At 71.9% G+C, this 18,509-nt stretch carries 14 protein-coding genes; 4 read left to right on the top strand and 10 right to left on the bottom strand.

Annotation, left to right across the window (positions count from 1 at the left end; translation table 11 throughout):
- Window positions 1-4 precede the first annotated feature (4 nt).
- The 5 genes from purE to K6U06_RS01160 form a co-directional block, all read right to left on the bottom strand.
- Window positions 5-454, bottom strand: a complete 450-nt coding sequence (purE, locus tag K6U06_RS01180) for a 5-(carboxyamino)imidazole ribonucleotide mutase (RefSeq protein WP_262320052.1) — start codon at window positions 452-454, stop codon at window positions 5-7.
- Window positions 455-503: 49 nt separating this feature from the next.
- Window positions 504-1,823 (bottom strand): phosphoribosylamine--glycine ligase, encoded by a 1,320-nt coding sequence (purD, locus tag K6U06_RS01175; RefSeq protein WP_262320051.1) that lies wholly within the window; start codon window positions 1,821-1,823, stop codon window positions 504-506.
- Window positions 1,824-1,848: 25 nt separating this feature from the next.
- Window positions 1,849-3,132: an adenylosuccinate synthase gene (locus K6U06_RS01170; protein ID WP_262320050.1), complete on the bottom strand. Its 1,284-nt coding sequence runs from the start codon at window positions 3,130-3,132 to the stop codon at window positions 1,849-1,851.
- Window positions 3,133-3,173: 41 nt separating this feature from the next.
- The gene (locus K6U06_RS01165) at window positions 3,174-4,604 is read right to left on the bottom strand and encodes a cellulase family glycosylhydrolase (RefSeq protein WP_262320049.1); all 1,431 of its coding nucleotides are present in this window, start codon (window positions 4,602-4,604) and stop codon (window positions 3,174-3,176) included.
- 82 nt (window positions 4,605-4,686) lie between these two features.
- On the bottom strand, window positions 4,687-5,460 hold the full coding sequence (locus tag K6U06_RS01160) for a Bax inhibitor-1/YccA family protein (protein ID WP_262320048.1): 774 nt from the start codon (window positions 5,458-5,460) through the stop codon (window positions 4,687-4,689).
- A 126-nt stretch (window positions 5,461-5,586) separates the two neighbouring features.
- Between K6U06_RS01160 and K6U06_RS01155 the strand changes: the two genes are divergently transcribed.
- Window positions 5,587-7,302 (top strand): DUF4157 domain-containing protein, encoded by a 1,716-nt coding sequence (locus tag K6U06_RS01155; RefSeq protein WP_262320047.1) that lies wholly within the window; start codon window positions 5,587-5,589, stop codon window positions 7,300-7,302.
- Between the two features lie 9 nt (window positions 7,303-7,311).
- Window positions 7,312-8,145: a hypothetical protein gene (locus K6U06_RS01150; RefSeq protein WP_262320046.1), complete on the top strand. Its 834-nt coding sequence runs from the start codon at window positions 7,312-7,314 to the stop codon at window positions 8,143-8,145.
- A gap of 43 nt (window positions 8,146-8,188) precedes the next feature.
- Here the strand turns inward: K6U06_RS01150 and K6U06_RS01145 are convergent, their stop codons facing one another.
- The 5 genes from K6U06_RS01145 to dnaK form a co-directional block, all read right to left on the bottom strand.
- Complete coding sequence (locus tag K6U06_RS01145; protein WP_262320045.1) at window positions 8,189-10,771, bottom strand: ATP-dependent Clp protease ATP-binding subunit; 2,583 nt, start codon at window positions 10,769-10,771, stop codon at window positions 8,189-8,191.
- Window positions 10,772-10,919: 148 nt separating this feature from the next.
- Window positions 10,920-11,300: a heat shock protein transcriptional repressor HspR gene (locus K6U06_RS01140; RefSeq protein ID WP_262320044.1), complete on the bottom strand. Its 381-nt coding sequence runs from the start codon at window positions 11,298-11,300 to the stop codon at window positions 10,920-10,922.
- The gene (gene dnaJ, locus K6U06_RS01135; RefSeq protein ID WP_262320043.1) at window positions 11,300-12,475 is read right to left on the bottom strand and encodes a molecular chaperone DnaJ; all 1,176 of its coding nucleotides are present in this window, start codon (window positions 12,473-12,475) and stop codon (window positions 11,300-11,302) included. Before dnaJ ends, K6U06_RS01140 begins: the two co-directional genes overlap by 1 nt.
- Before the next feature lie 6 nt (window positions 12,476-12,481).
- Window positions 12,482-13,228, bottom strand: a complete 747-nt coding sequence (locus K6U06_RS01130) for a nucleotide exchange factor GrpE (RefSeq protein WP_262320042.1) — start codon at window positions 13,226-13,228, stop codon at window positions 12,482-12,484.
- Window positions 13,228-15,078, bottom strand: a complete 1,851-nt coding sequence (dnaK, locus tag K6U06_RS01125; protein WP_262320041.1) for a molecular chaperone DnaK — start codon at window positions 15,076-15,078, stop codon at window positions 13,228-13,230. Before dnaK ends, K6U06_RS01130 begins: the two co-directional genes overlap by 1 nt.
- 120 nt (window positions 15,079-15,198) lie before the next feature.
- Here dnaK and K6U06_RS01120 point away from each other — a divergent pair, with 120 nt between their 5' ends.
- Both K6U06_RS01120 and K6U06_RS01115 read left to right on the top strand, forming a co-directional pair.
- The gene (locus K6U06_RS01120; RefSeq protein WP_262320040.1) at window positions 15,199-15,948 is read left to right on the top strand and encodes a phosphoglyceromutase; all 750 of its coding nucleotides are present in this window, start codon (window positions 15,199-15,201) and stop codon (window positions 15,946-15,948) included.
- 221 nt (window positions 15,949-16,169) lie between these two features.
- Window positions 16,170-18,494, top strand: a complete 2,325-nt coding sequence (locus K6U06_RS01115) for a [protein-PII] uridylyltransferase (RefSeq protein WP_262320039.1) — start codon at window positions 16,170-16,172, stop codon at window positions 18,492-18,494.
- Window positions 18,495-18,509 lie beyond the last annotated feature (15 nt).

Genomic DNA, 18,509 nt, shown 5'->3' with positions numbered 1-18,509 from the left:
CTCCTCAGGCCTTCAGCCACTCGGCCCGGTAGGCGGCGAGCCGGTCGGCGAGGGACTTGTCGTTGAGGGCCAGGATCTGGACCGCGAGCAGCGCCGCGTTGGCCGACCCGTCGATGGCGACGGTGGCCACCGGGACGCCGCGGGGCATCTGCACGGTGGCGTAGAGCGCGTCGATGCCGCCGATGGCGCCCCCCGACAGCGGGACGCCGATCACCGGCAGGGTGGTCTGCCCGGCGACCGCCCCGGCCAGGTGGGCGGCCATGCCCGCCCCGCAGATGATCACCCCGTAGCCGGCGTCGCGGGCGGAGCGAGCGAACTCGGCGACCACCGCCGGGGTCCGGTGGGCCGACATGACGTGCTCGGTCACCGTCACCCCGAAACTTTCCAAGGTCTCCACCGCTGGCGCCATCTTCGGCTTGTCGTTGGCGGATCCCATCAATACTGCGACGTTCATGTGCGATGCTCCCTGGAGGCTGGAGGGTGGGAAAGGAGAGGCGCGGCGGTCACCTTGGGGTGGCGACCTCCGGGCCGTTGCCGGCCGGACTCGGCGCAGCGATGTCGTGACGGTACGTCAAACCGGGCCAGTCGACGTGGCTGACGCCCGCGTACGCCCGCGATCGGGCTGCGTCGATGTCGGCGCCGAGCCCGGTGACGGCCACGACCCGGCCGCCGGCGGTCACCAGACCGGAGGCGTCTGCGGGCGAGTCGGGGGCGGCGCCGACCCCGGCGGTGAACACCTGGACGCCTTCCTCGGCGGCGGCCGCGTCGAGGCCGGTGATGGCGTCGCCGGCCCGCGGCGAGTCGGGGTAGCCGGCGGCGGCGAGGACGACGGTCACCGCGGCGTCGGAGGACCAGGTGATCGGCGGAGCGGCGTCGAGGCGGCCCGCGGCGGCGGCGGCCAGCACCGCGGTGACGTCGCCGTCCCACCGGGGCAGCACGACTTGGGTCTCGGGGTCGCCGAAGCGGACGTTGAACTCGAGGATCTTCGGTCCCGCGGCGGTGAGCATCACCCCGGCGTAGAGGACCCCCCGGTAGTCGACACCGCGGTCGCGCAGCGCGGCGAGGGTCGGCTCGACGGCGCTTCGCATCACCGCATCGACCACGTCTTCGCCGGCGCCGGGCACCGGGGACAGGGCGCCCATCCCGCCGGTGTTGGGCCCGCGGTCTCCGTCGCCGGCCCGCTTGTAGTCCCGGGCCGCGACCAGCGGCCAGGCCCGGACGCCGTCGCAGATGGCCATGACCGACACCTCGGGCCCGACCAGGCCTTCCTCGACGACCACCTGGCGGCCGGCCGCCCCGAACGCCGCGCCCGACAGCTTCGCCCGTACGTCGGCGACCGCCGCGTCGAAGTCGTCGGTGACCAGGACCCCTTTGCCGGCCGCCAAGCCGTCGGTCTTGACGACCCACGGCGCCGGCAGCGACCGGAGGTACTCGATGGCCGGCCCCTCGGCGTCGAACGCCCCGTAGCCGGCGGTGGGGACGCCGGCGGACGCCAGGATCTCCTTCATCCACGCCTTGGACCCCTCGAGGCGGGCCCCGTCGGAGCCGGGCCCGAACACCAGCTTTCCCTGGGCCCGGAGCCGGTCGGCCAGCCCGTTGACGAGCGGCGCCTCGGGTCCCACGACCCACAAGTCGGCGTCGATGTCCTCCGGGTCGGCGTCGACGCAGGAGAACTCCCCCGCGGAGAGCGCCGCCATCCCGGCGTTGCCGGGCGCGACGATCACCTCCGCGGTGCGGGCCAGAGCCGAGGCGAGGGCATGCTCCCTCCCGCCGGAACCGACCACGCACACCGTGGGTCGGTCCCGGTCCCAGCCGTTGCTCACGCCTTGAGGGGTTGGGGGTGGGCGGTCACGATCCCCCGAACCGCACGAACTGCTCGCGTCCCGGCCCGACCCCGACCAGGTTGATCGCCACGCCGGTCTGCTCGGCGAGGAACTCGACGTAGGCCCGGGCCTGCTTGGGCAGCTGCGCCAGCTCGGTGGCCCCCGACGTGTCGCTCTGCCATCCGGGCAGCTCCTCGTACACCGGGGTGGCGTCGTGCAGCGTCGACTGGTGGTAGGGCATGTGGTCGTAGCGAACCCCGTCGGCCTCGTACGCGACGCACACCTTGAGCGTCTCGAGGGTGTCGAGCACGTCCAGCTTGGTCAGCGCCACCTCGGAGAGCGAGTTGAGCCACGCGGCCTGGCGGATCATCACCGCGTCGAACCACCCGGTCCGTCGGCGCCGGCCGGTGTTGGTGCCGTACTCGTGGCCCCGGTCGACGAGCAGATCCCCGACCTCGTCTTCCAGTTCGGTCGGGAACGGCCCCGACCCGACCCTGGTGACGTACGCCTTGGCGATGCCGATCACCCGGCCGATGTCGCGGGGGCCTACGCCGGCGCCGATGCAGGCGCCGCCGGCGACCGGGTTGGACGAGGTGACGAAGGGGTACGTGCCGTGGTCCAGGTCGAGGAACGTGGCCTGCGCCCCCTCCAGCAGCACCTCCTCGCCGGCGTCGAGGGCCCGGTGCACGATCGCCACGGTGTCGTCGATGAGCGGCGCCAGCTTGGGGGCGTACTCGTCGAGGTAGCGGGCTGCGATGTCGTCGGCGCTGAGCGGCAGGCGGTTGTAGACCTTGGCCAGGATCTGGTTTTTCTCTTTGAGGGCCACGTCGAGTTTCTGGCGGAAGATCTTCGGGTCGAGGAGGTCTTGGACCCGGATGCCGACCCGGGCGGCCTTGTCGGCGTACGCCGGGCCGATGCCCCGCTTGGTCGTCCCCAGCTTGTTGCGCCCCAGGTACCGCTCCGTGAGCGCGTCGATCTCCTGGTGGTACGGCATGATCAGGTGGGCGCTGCCCGAAAGCTTGAGGCGGCTGCAGTCCACCCCGGCCCGGGTCAGGGTGTCGATCTCGTCGAGGAGGACCTTCGGGTCGACTACGACGCCGTTGCCGATGACCGGGGTGATGTGGTCGTAGAGGACCCCGGAGGGCAGCAGCTGCAGGGCGAAGGTCTCGCCGCCGACCACGATCGTGTGCCCGGCGTTGTGACCGCCTTGGTAGCGCACGACCACGGTCATCTCCTTGGCCAGGAGATCGGTCAGCTTGCCTTTCCCCTCATCACCCCACTGGGTGCCGACGATGACGGTTGCGGGCACCTCGCCAGGCTAGCGGCCGCGAGCCGGGCGCCGCCTGCCCGTCACCTTGCGGCGGCGCCGTCCACGTCGACCTCGGCGGGCGGCGACAGCGTGCCGGCGAGGACGTACCCGATGGTGATCGACTGTCCGGGGGCCAGGACCGGCGTGTAGCTCGGGGCGGTGGCGGTGACCACGCCGTCGGTATCCGCGCTCAGGGTGGCGTTCCACATGTCGGTGACGCTCGCGGTGGCCGGCAGGGCGAAGCGGATGGTCCAGGGGTCAGCGGTGGTCCCCACCGGCTCGGTCCCGGTGTTGGTGACCGTCAAGTCGCCGATCCCGCCGTTGCCCCACGACTGGGTCAGCGCGTAGGAGGTGCGCACCGCGGCGAGCGCCGCCAGGTGGTCCCGGTACCCGACGCCGTCGCTGTTGGGGGTCCCCGCGTAGTCCTGCAGGATGCCGGGGCCGTTGCTGCAGCTCCAGCCGCCACCGGCGTCCCAAGCCCACGCCAGGTAGGAGATCCCGTGTGCGTCGGCCCAGGCGGTGTAGGTGTCGGTGAACCCGCTCGAGCAGTCGGTCTCCCCCACCTCGCCGGTCACCACCGGCACGCTGGCGGCCACCGGCGCCACCGTGGCGTCCCAGCATGCCGCGGTGTTGCAGCCCGAGAAGTTGTAGAGGTGGACGCTCGCGACCAGCGCGTGCCCGGGGTCGAGCGGTGCGTTGGCCGCCCACCCGGAGAGATCCCCGCCCCAGTTCAGCCCCTCGACCATGACCGGCTGCGTCGCGCCGGTCGCCCGCACCGCGTCGAGCAGCGACTGCATGCCCGCGGCCTGCCAGCCGCCGGGCATCGTGCAGCCGCTCAGCCAGCACGACCAGCTCACGTCGTGGGGCTCGTTGAACAGGTCGAACACGACGCCGGGGGTCGACCGGAAGACGCCGGCGACCGAGGTCCAAAACGCGGGGGCGTGGCTGGCGTCGGGCATCGCCTCTTGGCCGGTGGCCACGGCGGCGCCGGGGGCACCCCAGTGGAGATCGAGTACGGCGGTGATGCCGGCCTGGTTGAGCTCGTGGACGTAGCCGGCGATGAAGCTGCGGTAGGCGGCCCCCGACCAGGTCGGGCTGACCCCGTTGACGCCGAGCCAGCAGTCCTCGTTGAGCGGGACCCGCACCGCGTTCACGTGCCAGGCGGCGATCGCCGCCACCGACGCGGCGTCGGTCGGCCCGTCGGCGAAGCCCCAACCCTGCACGCAGGCGTACTCGGTGCCCGAGCGGTCGACGCCGACCAGCCGCAACGGATGCCCGGCCGCGTCGACGAGATGGTTGCCGGCGACTCCGACCGCTACCCCGTCGGCAGGCGTGGTCGCCGCGTGGGCGGCGCCGGCGCCGACCCCGACGAGGGCCGTGGTGGCCACCGCCAAGACGCCGCCGGCGACGCTGACGACGCGGGTGATGGTGCGGGTGATGGTGCGGGGCGACGCCCCCGATGTCGCGGGCATGGAGCCCTCCTTGTGGTTCCGCCGGTGCTTCCGGGGGCCTTCGCCGGCCCTCGGCAGCTATCGGCGCAGGAGGGATGAGGCTTTAGCTGCGCCGCCCGCCGTAGGCGGAGGCCAAGATCCGCAGCATGGAGATGTAGACCAGCACCAGGGCGGTCATCATGGCGAACGCCGCGGGCCACTCCCCCTCCGCTGACACGCCGATGGCCTCCGAACGGGTCACCCACTCGAAGTCGGTGAACAAGTTGAGCACCGCTACGGCCAGGGCGAAGATGCCAAACAGCAGCCCGAAAGTCCCGAAGCTGTTGACGCCGGGGACCGACAGCCCGACGAAGGAGAGGAGGGCGACGACCATGATCCCGAAACCGCCGATCATGGCCAGGCTCATCATCCGGGGGGTGACCCGCACCAGCCCAGTGCGGTAGAGGACCAGCGTGGCGACGAACACCGCGGCGGTGAACACGATGGCCAGCGGCACTATGCCGTGTCCGAGGGTGGAGTAGGCCCCCGACACCGCGCCGAGAGCCACCCCCTCGAGGATCGAGTAGGCGGGAGCGATGACCTTGGCCCACTGCATCCGGAACCAGCTGACCAGGACCAACCCGAACGCCGCGGCCATGCAGGCGAAGGCCACACCGGAGGGCACCGCTACGTAGCCGACCGCGGCGGACACCAGCGCCAAGACGACCAGGACGATCAGCTTGTCGTAGGTCCGGGCCGCGGAGAACCGGGTCTCGGGCGCGAAGGGATAGGGCGGGAGGCCCGGCGTCGCCGGGTCGCCGCCGAACACGCCGGCCGGCTGGCGGTACTCGGACTCGATGCGCCCGAAGGCGCTTTGCATCGCGGATTTTCTGGCCACGACGCGAGTGTGCCGCACTCTGGGACCGAACGCCGGCTCACCTCGCACAAAATTCGTTAAGAACGCACCGGAGCCACGCTCGGCGTACACTCCGGGCTGTCAGCAGCCGGCAACGGAGGGGAAGCGATGCGCGAGGTGCAGCCACGTCGAGCGGAGAGCGCCGAGCCGGCCCCCGCCAAGCCCGCACCGGCCGCGGGTCCCGGCGCCGGGCTTCTCGGGCTGCAGGCCCGGGCCGGCAACCGCGCCACCGGGGCGATCATCCAGGCGTCGCTCGAGGTCGGCGCCGCCGACGACACCTTCGAGCGGGAGGCCGAGTCGGTCGCAGCCGAGGTCGTGCGCCGGCTGGCCCGTGGGGGCACCGCCAGCGGCGCGGCCCGGACCGCCGCCGGCCGCGACGGCGCGGAACTGGCCCGGCGGGTGCAAAGGGTGCGGCAGGTGCAGCGCCGGGCCGCCGCGCCGTCGGCCGGACCGGTCGGCCCCGAGGGCGGCGAGCTAGACGACGCGACCGCCCGGGCCGTCGAGCGGGCTCGCGGCGGCGGGTCCCCGCTGGAGCGGGGCGCGCAGCGGGAGATGGAGTCCGCGTTCGGAGCCGACTTCTCGGCGGTCCGGGTACACCAGGGAGCGGAAGCGGACCTGCTCAACCGGAAGATGGGAGCCCGGGCGTTCACCGTCGGATCGGACATCTTCTTCCGCGGCGGCGCCCCCAGCCTGGACAGCGACGGCGGCCGCCACCTCCTGGCCCACGAGCTGACCCACACCCTCCAGCAGGGAGCCTCCGCGGCCCGCGCTTTGCAGCGGGCCGGGAACGACTCCGAAGAAGCCGAGGAGGAGGCGTCGGAGGCCGAGGTGGAGGAGTCCGGCGACGCGGTGACCGCCGGCGTGGTCCCCGACTCGAAGCTGACCGAATCGTCGCAGGAGATCGAGGGACCGCCGCCGGGCATTGAGGCGGACCGCTCCGGGGCGCGGATCGCTCCGTCCTCCCCCGCCCCGTCGGGCTCGGCGCCGCGGTCGACGGCCGGGCGCTGGCGGGTGCCGATCACCGTGGCCGGCCTCGACGTCGACAGCTCCGTCGAGCGCAGTTCCGAGCCGCCCCGCGGCGGCGATAGCGATGCCATCGTCCCCAAAGCCAAGGTCGGCACCGAGATCACGGGGGGATTCAACCCCAGCCCGTTCGGGGCGATCAACCGCGGGTTCGTCGCCAGCTCCACCGACTTCAAGTCCAAGACCGGCAAGAAGGGGTCGTCGCTCACCCTGTCGGCGAAGTTCACCCAGAAGGTGACCTGGGGAACCAGCAGCGGCGGCCACACCGACATCGCGTCGGCCAGCTCACCGGCGGTGACCGCCGCGACCTACAAGGAGATCGCCGCGGACTTGACCCCGGCCCTCACCGACGCGTCGTGGGTGGCACCCCGCCAGACCTACTGGTCCCAGAAGCTGTGCGAACGCCACGAGAAGTTCCACGCCAAAGACGTGCAAAAGTGGGCCAGCGGCCAGGGGAAAACCTTCGCCGCCGACTATCTGTCCAAGAAGACGATCGACCTCAACGACAGCGAGCGCAAGGACCCGGCGAAGATCCAGCCGAAGGTGCAGGCCATCGTCAACGACACCACCGTGGCGTTGCAGAACGCGGTGACCACCTACATGCGCGGCGTCGGCAACACCTACTACAACTACCCGGGCGAGATCCGGGCGTTCGGTGACGGCAAGGACCCCTACTTGAAGCTGGCCGCCGCGGTGACCAAGAAGGGCGCCGCGCTGGAGAAGGCCGAGGCCAAGGCGAAGGCCAAGACCGACAAGGCAAAGGCCAAGCCCGACAACGCCACCGTCGGCGCCGGGGCGTAGGGCACCGGCGTGCACGACGACGGCGGCCCCTGCCGTCCGGAGATCACCGATCGGGGGTACCCGTCGCGCACCGCGCTGGTGCTGCGCCGGGAGGAGAACCTCTTCCGGGCCGAAGCCGAGGAGCTGCTCGCCGGCGGCGACGCCGAAGCGTCCGTCGACGCCGAGCCGACCGTTGACGCCGAGCCGACTGTTGACGCCGGGCCCGGGTTGAGCTTGGAGCAGCTCGACGCGGTGTTCGCGTCCCGCGACGCGACCCGTCTGCCCCAGGCGGCGTTCCTCGCCGGGCGCTGCGCCTGCCCCGACCCCGCCGCGTCCGACCGTCTCGCCGGCCGGCTGCGCGAGGTCCTCGCCGGCAGCGACCCGTCGGATCTGGGCAGCCGGGCCCTGGCCTACGTCGAGGCCGCCATGTCCCTGGTCCTGCTCGGCCACGACGAGGAGGGCCGGCCGGCGCTGGCCGCCGTCGCGTCGGATGCCGACGCCTCGATGGCCGGCTGGTTGGCCGCCGCCTACCTGGCCGAGCTCGGTGACCCCTCCGCGTGGCCGGCGCTTCTCGGGTTGCTCGACGCCGGCAGCGGGTTCACCCGGCTGATGGCCGCCCGCCACGCCGCGATGTGGCTGCCCTACGCCGGCCAGGAGGTCGCCGGCCGGACCGTCGACGTGCGCGCCGCCCTCCTCGAGCGGGCCGACGACCCCGACAGCTTGGTGGCCGACGAGATCCCCGCCCTCCTGGCCGAGGTCGGCGGCGCCGACCTCGGCGCCGACCTGCAGCGCCTGGCCAAGAAGGCCAGGCACAAGTCGACCCGCTCGGCGGCCAAGGCGGTCATCGAGCGGGTCGGGACCTGAGAGAAGGTTCTGCGGGGGGCGACCGATCAGATCGCCGCCCGGGTCAGCGCAGGACCAGCTCCTCGCCGGCGTCCGCAGCCCGCCCGGTGCCATCCTCGCCGTCCTCCGGCCCGAGCGACAGGCCGTCGCCTGTGAGGACCGGGAGGCCGGTGGTCGCCGGCACCGCGTCGACGGTGACGGTGTCGCCGTCCTTGTAGCGGCCCTCCAGGAGGGCCATGGCCAGGCGGTCCCCGACCTGCTTTTGGATCAGCCGCTTGAGCGGCCGGGCCCCGAACACCGGGTCGTAGCCCCGGCGGGCCAGCCACGCCCGGGCCTCGGGGGTGACTACCAGGCTCAGCCGGCGCGCCTCGAGGCGCCGTGACAGGTCCTGCAGCTGGATGTCGACGACCTTGGTCAGGTCGTCCTCGGTGAGCGGCCGGAACCGGACGATCTCGTCGATCCGGTTGAGGAACTCGGGCCGGAACGCCTCGCGCAGGTCTCCCTGGTAGTTCGAGGTCATGATCAGCACCGTGTTGGTGAAGTTGACGGTGCGGCCCTGACCGTCTGTCAGGCGGCCGTCGTCGAGCACCTGAAGCAGGATGTTGAACACGTCCGGGTGCGCTTTCTCCACCTCGTCGAGGAGGATCACCGCGTACGGGCGGCGCCGCACGGCCTCGGTCAGCTGCCCGCCCTCGTCGTAGCCCACATACCCCGGGGGGGCACCGACCAGGCGGGCCACGGAGTGCTTCTCCATGTACTCGCTCATGTCGATGCGGACCATCGACTTCGGGTCGTCGAAGAGATAGTCGGCGAGGGTCCGGGCCAGCTCGGTCTTGCCGACGCCGGTCGGGCCGAGGAACAAGAAGCTGCCGATCGGGCGGTCCGGGTCCGACAGGCCGCTGCGGGAACGGCGGATGGCGTTGGCCACCGCGGAGACGGCCTGATCCTGGCCGACGACGCGCTCGTGGAGGACGTCCTCCATCCGGACCAGCTTGGCCACCTCGCCTTCCAGCAGGCGGCTGACCGGCACGCCGGTCCACTTGGACACCACCTCGGCGATGTCCTCCTCGTCGACCTCCCGCTTGACCATCTTGGACTCGCCTTGCAGGCCGGCCAGGCGGGCGGTGGCCTCGTCGATCTGGCGCTGCAGGGACGGCAGCTCCCCGTACTGGATCTCCGACGCCCGGGCCAGGTCACCGTCGCGGGTGAAGCGCTCCATGTCGCCCTTCTTGGCCTCCAGGGTCTCCTGGAGGGCGGTGATGGCGTCGGCCGCCTCCTTCTCGTTCTGCCAGCGCGCCGTGAGGGCGGCGGCGTGCTCCTTGAGGTTGGCCATCTCCTCTTCCAGCTTGGCCAGGCGCTCCACCGACGCCGGGTCGGTCTCCTTCTCCAGCGCCAGCTTCTCGATCTCCAGCTGGGCGATCCGCCGGTCCAACACGTCGATCTCGGTCGGCTTGGAGTCCAGCTCGATGCGCAGCCGGCTGGCGGCCTCGTCGACCAGGTCGATGGCCTTGTCCGGCAGGAACCGGCCGGTGATGTACCGGTCGGAGAGCACCGCGGCGGCGACCAGCGCGGCGTCGTTGATGGTGACGCCGTGGTGGACCTCGTAGCGCTCCTTCAAGCCGCGGAGGATCCCCACCGAGTCACTGACCGAGGGCTCGCCGACGTACACCTGCTGGAACCGGCGCTCGAGGGCCGCGTCCTTCTCGATGTGCTTGCGGTACTCGTCGAGGGTCGTGGCGCCGATCAGGCGCAGCTCGCCGCGGGCCAGCATCGGCTTGATCATGTTGCCGGCGTCCATGGCCCCCTCGGCCGCGCCGGCGCCGACGATGGTGTGCAGCTCGTCGATGAAGGTGATGACCTCACCTTGCGAGTCGGTGATCTCCTTGAGCACCGCCTTCAGCCGCTCCTCGAACTCGCCGCGGTACTTCGAGCCGGCGACCATCGAGCCGAGGTCGAGGGCCAGCAGCCGCTTGCCTCGCAGGCTCTCGGGCACGTCGTTGGCCACGATGCGCCGGGCCAGGCCCTCCACGATGGCGGTCTTGCCGACGCCGGGCTCGCCGATGAGCACCGGGTTGTTCTTGGTGCGCCGGGACAGCACCTGGATGACCCGGCGGATCTCCTCGTCGCGGCCGATGACCGGGTCCAGCTTGCCTTTGCGGGCGTCCTCGGTCAGGTCCCGGCCGTACTTCTCGAGGGCCTGGTACTGCTCCTCGGGGTTCTGGCTGGTCACCCGGTGGCTGCCGCGCACCTCCTTGAGGGCGGCGAGCAGATCGGCGCGGCTGACCCCGACCCGGTCGGCCAGGGCCAGGAGCAGGTGCTCGATCGACAGGTACTCGTCGCCCAGGTCGGCGCGCTCCTTGTCGGCCCGCTCGAAGGTGTCGCGCATGGCGCGGGAGGTCTGCGGGTCGTTGCCGCCGTAGCTGTGGGGCAGCTTGGCCAGCGCCTCGTCCATCTTGTTGCGCAGGCTGAGGGGGGCGACGCCGACACGCTGCAAGGTGGGCAGGGTCGCGGTGTCGTCCTGGCCCAGCATCGCGGCCAGCAGGTGGTCGGGGGTGATCTCCGGGTTGCTCGCCGCCCGGGCCGCGGCGATGGCGGCTTGCACGGCTTCTTGCGTGCGCTGCGTCCAGCGGTTGGGGTCGAAGGCCACGGGTCCTCTTTCTCGGTCAGATTTGGATGCCGGTCGGTCCCTCCGACCCGGCCAAACTTGAGTCTGTCATTGTCAACTTCGTGATCCCTCGGGACATTCCCGGCGGAGGGCCCTGGCCTGCCTGCGATGGTCCTCGGGGCGCTAGGGCCTAACGCCGGGGTAGCCAGCGGTCGGGGGTGTTGCGGACCGGGACCAGGTCCCGGCGGTACTGGCGGTGGGTTCGCTCGACGGCCTCGCGGGCCTCGCGGCGGGCCTCGTCAAGCTCGGCGCGCAGTCTGGCCACCTCGCCCTCCAGCTCCATCACCCGCCGGACGCCCTCCAGGTTTAGGCCGCCGTTGGTCAGCTCTTGGATTCGCCGCAGCGTGGCGATGTCCAAGTCGCTGTAGCGCCGGCTGCCGCCTACGGTCCGGGCCGGGTCCAGCAGGCCCTTGCGCTCGTAGATCCGCAGGGTCTGGGGATGGACGCCGGCCAGCTCAGCCGCGACGGAGATCACGTAGACCGCCCGGTGGCGGCGAACGTCGGGGTCCATCAGCGCTCAGCTCCTCCCGGCCCCGACGGGGGCGACCCCGACGGGCTGAGCGCACCGAAGGCCTTGGCCCGCAGGTCGTCGCCGGGCATGAGCTTGCCGAGGGCCTCGACCGCGGCGGTCTGCTCGGCGTCGAGCGAGCCGGGCACCGCCACCTCGACCGCGACCAGCAGATCGCCGACGCCCGCCGAGGAGGGCACGCCGCGACCCTTGACCCGGAAGGTCTTGCCGGACTTGGTGCCCGGGGGTACCCGCAGCGAGACGGTGCTCTCCAGGGTCGGGACGGTGATGGCGGCGCCGAGCGCAGCCTCGGCGAAGCTGATCGGGGCGGTCAGGTGGAGGTCCCTGGCCCCCCGCCGGGTGAACAGCGGATGGGCGCCGGTCTTGACCACCACGTAGAGGTCGCCGGCGGGCCCTCCGGCTCGGCCCGCGCCGCCCCGGCCCTTCACCCGGATCCGCTGCCCGTCGGTGACCCCGGCGGGGATGCGGACCTTCACCTGGCGGGCCCGGTGCTCGACGCCCGCGCCGTGACAGGTGGGACACGGCGTCTCGATGCGCATCCCGGTGCCGCCGCAGGCCTGGCACGGCTGGGAGAAGGAGAACATCCCCTGGTTCTCGTTGACCAGGCCCCGCCCGCCGCACACCGAGCACACCACCGGCGAGGTGCCCGGCGCGGCGCCGGTGCCGTGGCAGGTGTGGCAGGCCACGTCGCTGGTGACGTTGACCGTGGTGGTCACGCCGTTGACCGCGTCGAGGAACGACAGGTGCAGCCCGGTCTCGAGGTCGGCGCCGCGCTGGGGTCCGGTCGGGCCGCCGGCGCGGGGCCGGCCGGCTCGGCTAGCGCCGCGGTTGAAGATGTTGCCGATCAGGTCGGAGAGGTCGTCGACTTTGAAGTTGGCGCCCCCGAAGCCTCCGGGCGCGCCGGCGCCGGCGAAGGGGTTGGCCGCGGGGCCCATGCGGCGGACCTCGTCGTACTCCTTGCGGGTGGCGGCGTTGCCGAGGACCTCGTAGGCCGCGGAGATCTCCTTGAACCGGTCCTCCGACCCCGGGTTGGCGTCGGGGTGGTACTGCTTGGCCAGCTTCCGGTACGCCTTGGCGATCTCTTTGTCCGTCGCGGTGTCTGACACCCCGAGGACCTTGTAGTAGTCCTTCTCGAACCACTCACGCTGGGGTGCCATAGCCGCTCACCCCCGCACTTTGACCATGGCGGGCCGGATGACCCGGCCCTTCCAGCGGTAGCCGGCCCGCATGACCTCGGCCACCTCCTGCGCGCCGTCGCCCGGTTCGTGGGCGACCGCGTCGTGGTGGTTGGGGTCGAAGGGCTCGCCGGCCTTGTCGATGCGCTCCAGGCCGGCTTTGGCCAGCGCCTCGCTGAAACCGTCCCAGATCTGCTTGACGCCCTCCCCGGCGCCGTGGGCCAGCGCCAGGTCGGCGTTGTCGAGGGCCGGCAGCAGCGCCTCGACGAGGGCCTGGGCGGCCCGCTCGCCGATGTCGGCCTGCTGCTTGACCACCCGCTTCTTGTAGTTCTCGAAGTCGGCCTGGAGGTGACGGAGGGCGTCTAGGTAGTCGTCGCGCTGGCGAGACACCGACGCCAACTCGTCGAGGTCCTCCTCCACCTCGGCCGCGGCGGCATCGGCGTCGACGGCCGCTTCGTCGAGGGGCGTGGCCCCGGCCGCGGCGGCATCGGCCGCCGCTTGGGCCGCGGCGGGGTCGCCACCGGTCACCGGGTCGGAGGACCCAGCGCCCGGCTCGCGGGCGCGGCCGGCATCGGGGCTGGCACCGGAGGATCCGCCGGCGGGGGTGGCGCCAGGGCCGGGAGGCGTCCCGGCCGCGGCGGCCTGGTCGGCCGCCGCCTGGTCGGTCACGTCGGCGTCAGGGCCGCCGGTCGGCGGGGCGCCCCCCGTTGGGTCGGTGGGGTCCGTCGAGGGCATCAGTCGTGCTTCTCCTCGTCGACGATCTCGGCGTCGACGACCTCGTCGTCATTGGCGGCGCCGGCGGACGCCCCGCCGGCTGCGCCGTCTCCACCGGCCGCGCCGGCCGCGGCGCCGGCCTGCTCGTAGAGCTGCTTGCCGAGCTCTTGGACCCCGGCGGCCAGCTTCTCGGTGACGGTCTTGATCGCCTCGATGTCACTGCCCGACAGGGCCTCCTTGAGGCTGGCCAGGTCGGCCTCGACCGTGCCCTTCTGCTCCCCGGAGAACGAGTCGGCCTGCTCCTTGAGCATCTTCTCGGTCTGGTAAACGAGGCTGTCGGCCTGGTTGCGGACCTCCGCTTCCTCCTTGCGCCGCTTGTCGTCGGCCGCGTGAGCCTCCGCGTCGCGGACCATCCGGTCGATGTCGTCCTTGTTGAGCGAGGACTGCCCGGTGATGGTCATCGACTGCTCCTTGCCCGTGGCCCGGTCCTTGGCGGACACGTGCACGATGCCATTGGCGTCGATGTCGAAGGTGACCTCGATCTGCGGGATACCCCTGGGCGCCGGCGGCAGGTCGACGAGCTGGAACTTCCCGAGCGTCTTGTTGTACATCGCCATCTCCCGCTCGCCCTGCAGCACGTGGATCTCCACGGAAGGCTGGCTGTCCTCGGCGGTGGTGAACACCTCGGAGCGCTTGGTCGGGATGGTGGTGTTGCGCTCGATCAGCTTGGTCATGACGCCGCCCTTGGTCTCGATGCCGAGCGACAGGGGGGTGACGTCGAGGAGCAGGACGTCTTTGACCTCGCCCTTCAAGACCCCGGCCTGCACGGCCGCGCCGATGGCCACGACCTCGTCGGGGTTGACGCCCTTGTGGGGCTCGCTCCCGGTCATCGACTGCACCAGGTCGGTGATCGCCGGCATGCGGGTGGAGCCGCCGACCATGACCACGTGGTCGATCTTGTCTTTGGTCATGCCGGCGTCGCTGATGGCCTGCTCGAAGGGGCCGCGGCACGCCTCCACCAAGTCGGCGGTCAGCTCCTGGAACTTGGAGCGGGTCAGCTTGAGGTCCAGGTGCTTGGGGCCCTCGCTGGTGGCGGTGATGAACGGCAGGTTGACGGTGGTCTCCTGCACCGCGGAAAGCTCGATCTTGGCCTTCTCCGCCGCCTCCTTCAGGCGCTGGAGGGCCATCTTGTCGTTGGACAGGTCGACGCCTTCGGTGTCTTTGAAGGTCTTCACCAGCCAGTCCATGACCCGCTGATCCCAGTCGTCGCCGCCGAGGTGGGTGTTGCCGGAGGTGGACTTGACCTGGAAGATGCCTTCGGAGATCTCCAGCACCGACACGTCGAAGGTCCCGCCGCCGAGGTCGAACACCAAGATGGTCTGCTCGGCCTCTTTGTCCAGCCCGTAGGCCAGGGCGGCCGCGGTCGGCTCGTTGATGATCCGCAGGACCTCGAGGCCGGCGATCTGCCCGGCTTCTTTGGTCGCGGTGCGCTGGGCGTCGTCGAAGTAGGCGGGGACGGTGATAACCGCCTGGGTGACGGTGTCGCCCAGGTACGCCTCGGCGTCCCGCTTCAGCTTCTGCAGGATGCGGGCCGAGATCTCCTGGGGGTTGTACTTCTTCCCGTCGATGTCGACCGACCAGGAGTTGTCTCCCATGTGGCGCTTGACCGAGCGGATGGTCCGGTCGGGGTTGGTGATGGCCTGGCGCTTGGCCACCTCGCCGACGAGGACCTCGTCGGACTTGGAGAAACCGACGACCGAAGGCGTCGTGCGAGCGCCTTCGGCGTTGGGGATGACAACCGGTTCGCCAGCTTCCAAAACGCTGACGACCGAGTTGGTGGTGCCGAGGTCGATGCCGACGGCCTTGGGCATGGAAGGCCTCCTAAGTGAGGGTCGTAGAACGGTGCTGCGCACCACTGTACCCAAGTTGAGTGTCATCCACTCAGGAAATGTGGGAAATAGGCGTTGCGCGGTGGTGCCTAGGATCGCGGCGTGCCCACCCTCGTGCTGCTTCGCCACGGTCAGAGCGCCTGGAACTTGGAGAACCGCTTCACCGGTTGGTGGGACGTCGACCTCTCCCCGAGGGGTGAGGAGGAGGCCGCCGAGGCCGGCGGTCTCCTGGCGTCGGCCGGGGTCCTACCCGACGTGGTGCACACATCGGTGCTCACCCGGGCCATCCGCACCGCCAACCTGGCCCTCGACGTCGCGGGCCGGGGGTGGATCCCCGTCGTGCGGCACTGGCGCCTCAACGAGCGTCACTACGGGGCGCTCACCGGGTTGGACAAGGCCCAGACCAGAGACCAGTACGGCGACGAGCAGTTCATGGCCTGGAGGCGCAGCTTCGACACCCCGCCGCCGCCGATGGACCGCTCGTCGGAGTGGTCGGTCCACGACGACCCGCGCTACGCCGGCCTGCCGGCGGCGGTCGTGCCGGCCACGGAGTGCCTGGCCGACGTGATCGTGCGGTGGCTCCCCTACTGGGAGGACGCCATCGCCCCCGAACTCATCGCCGGCAAGGTGGTGCTGGTAGTGGCCCACGGCAACAGCCTGCGGGCGATGATCAAGCACCTGGAGGGGATCTCCACCGCGGAGATCACCGGGCTGGAGGTCCCCACCGGGGTGCCGATCGTCTACAGCCTGTCGGCGGAGCTGACCGTGGAGTCCAAGCGGGAGCTGGGCGACCCCGCGGCCATCGCCGCCGCGGCAGAAGCGGTGCGCCGCCAGGGCGAACGCCGGGCCTGAGCGGCGAGGGCCGGGGCCGAAGACGAGAGCGGGGCCCGCCGAAGCGGACCCCGCACTCGCAGCCCTCGACGACCCACGCGCCGCTGCGTTGATCGCAGTACCCACGCTAAAGGTCACGCATTGCCGCCGGATGCCCTCCGCGTGAATGGCGCGTTTCGATCCCGCCGGCCGGCCCGCCAGGCCGGGACCACCCCCATCCCCCACCATTAGGCTCCCGGAGCGTGACCACCCCCCGGCTCCGAGCTCGACGGGAGGCCCTCCTCGCCGAGCCCGGGCTGACCGGCACGGCGTGGTGCCGGACCTACGCCGAGCGCTGCGACGAGTGGCTGCGGGAGGTGTTCGCGGCGGCTACGGGCGGAGAAAGCGGCCTGGCGCTGCTCGCGGTCGGCGGCTACGGCGGGGGTGAGCTGGCTCCCGGGAGCGACCTGGACCTGGTGCTGGTCCACGAACAACGGCACCCGCCGACCAAGGTGGCGGAGGCCATGTGGTACCCGATCTGGGACGAGGGGGTGCACCTCGACCACAGCGTCCGCAACCTCAAGGAGCTGCGGGGGGCGATGGGCGACGACCTCAAGGTGGCCCTCGGCTGGTTGCAGGCCCGCATGGTGGCGGGCGACGCCCGCCTGGCCGGCGAGGCGATCAGCCGGGCCGACGAGCTGTGGCGGACCAGGGCCCCCAAGTGGCTGCCGCTGGTCGACGCGTCGGTCCGGGAGCGCCACGAGTCCTACGGTGACCTGGCGTTCCTCCTCGAGCCGGACATCAAAGAAGCCCGGGGCGGGTCCCGCGACATCCGCCTCCTCCACGCGGTGGCCCGGGTCAGCCCGGTCCTGGCCGGCGTGATATCCGCTCCCGGCCTGGTGTCGGCCGCCGACCTCCTGGCCGCGGTGCGCGTCGAGCTGCAGCGAGCCACGGGCAAGTCGGCCAACCGGCTGCTGCTCCAAGACCAAGACGTTGTGGCTGGCGCCCTCGGCTACCGCGACGCCGACAAGCTCATGCTCGACGTAGCCGCGGCCGGGCGGACCATCGCCTGGGCCAGCGACGACGGCTGGCGGCGGGTGGCCTCGTGGCTGCACGGACCACGCGGCCGCGAGCACGCCCGGGACCGCCCGGTCGAGCCGGGTGTAGTCCTGCGCGACGGCGAGGTGGCCCTCTCGGTCGACGCCGACCCCGCCGGCGACCCGTCCCTGGCCCTGCGGCTGGCCGCGGCGTCCGCGGAGCTGGATCGGCCGATGGCCCGCAGCGCCCTCGACCGTCTGGCGTCGGAAGCGGTCGCCCCCGAAGGGGCGTGGCCGCCCGAGTTACTCCGGGCGCTCCTGCGGGTCCTCGGCGCCGGCCGTCCCGGCGTCACCGCCATCGAGTCGCTCGACCAGATCGGCGTGTGGCTGCGCCTGCTGCCTGAATGGGAGGCGGTCCGCAGCCGCCCCCAGCGCAACGCCTACCACCGCTTCACCGTCGACCGGCACCTGTTGGAGACCGCGGCCAACGCGTCGGCCCTGACCCGCCAGGTCAGCCGGCCCGACCTCCTCCTCGCCGGCGCGCTGCTCCACGACATCGGCAAGGGCCGCGGCGGCGATCACACCGACGTCGGCATCGCGCTGCTCCAGGAGCTGGCTCCCCGCATGGGTTTCGACGTCGCCGACACCGCCGTGCTCACCAGCATGGTCCGCCATCACCTGCTGCTGCCCGACGCCGCCACCCGACGCGACCTCGACGACCCGCGCACCATCGAGATGGTCGCCGACGCCGCCGGTGACACCACCACCTTGGAGCTGCTGGCCGCGTTGACCGAGGCCGACAGCCTGGCCACCGGGCCCAGCGCTTGGGGGCAGTGGAAGGCTGGGCTGGTCGCCACCTTGACCGCCCGGGCCGCGGCCCACCTGGCCGGACAGCCCCACACCCCCAACCAGGTGCCGCTCAGCCCCGAAGAGCAAAAGCTGGTCGACGCCGGCGAGCTGGGACTGAGCGCGGAGGGCGGACGGGTCACCGTCGCCGCCCCGGACCGGGCCGGGCTGCTGTCCGCGGTCGCCGGGACGCTGGCCCTAAACGGGGTGACCGTGCGGTCGGCCTCGACGCGCACCGAGCCCGGCAGCCGGATGGCCGTGTTGTCCTTCGACGTGGTCCCGACCTTCGACGTGCTGCCCAACTGGAGCAAGGTGTGCGACCAGCTGCGAGCGGCCCTCGACGGCCGCCTCCCGCTCGCCGAGCGCCTCGCCGAGCGGGAGCGGACCTACGCCGGCCGGCGCCGTCCGACCGCCGCCCACCGGCCCAGCGTCACGGTGTCGACGCACCACGACGCGGCCACCGCGGCGACGGTGTTCGAGGTGCGCGCTCCCGACGCCGGCCACGTGCTGTTCCACATCACCCAGGCGATCGCCGACGCCGGAATGCTGATCGACGCCGCTTTGGTCAGCACCCTCGGCGCCGAGGTGGTCGACGCGTTCTACGTCACCACCGCCGCCGGCGAGAAGCTCGACGCCGGAGCCGCCGACGCGCTGAGCGAGGACATCACCGCCGCGCTGCAGCCAGTCGTGCCCGAGCACCTGTAGCGCCGGCGCCACCGG

Origin of the sequence: Acidiferrimicrobium sp. IK (assembly GCF_025499425.1) — a bacterium.
Classification (GTDB): domain Bacteria; phylum Actinomycetota; class Acidimicrobiia; order Acidimicrobiales; family Palsa-688; genus Acidiferrimicrobium.
This window is presented reverse-complemented; position numbering and strand designations above follow the sequence as displayed.

Coding starts and splice junctions, on each gene's coding strand:
- purE (WP_262320052.1), bottom strand. CDS start 454: ATGAACGTCGCAGTATTGATGGGATCCGCCAACGACAAGCCGAAGATG.
- K6U06_RS01165 (WP_262320049.1), bottom strand. CDS start 4,604: ATGCCCGCGACATCGGGGGCGTCGCCCCGCACCATCACCCGCACCATC.
- K6U06_RS01155 (WP_262320047.1), top strand. CDS start 5,587: ATGCGCGAGGTGCAGCCACGTCGAGCGGAGAGCGCCGAGCCGGCCCCC.
- dnaK (WP_262320041.1), bottom strand. CDS start 15,078: ATGCCCAAGGCCGTCGGCATCGACCTCGGCACCACCAACTCGGTCGTC.
- K6U06_RS01130 (WP_262320042.1), bottom strand. CDS start 13,228: ATGCCCTCGACGGACCCCACCGACCCAACGGGGGGCGCCCCGCCGACC.
- K6U06_RS01140 (WP_262320044.1), bottom strand. CDS start 11,300: ATGGACCCCGACGTTCGCCGCCACCGGGCGGTCTACGTGATCTCCGTC.
- dnaJ (WP_262320043.1), bottom strand. CDS start 12,475: ATGGCACCCCAGCGTGAGTGGTTCGAGAAGGACTACTACAAGGTCCTC.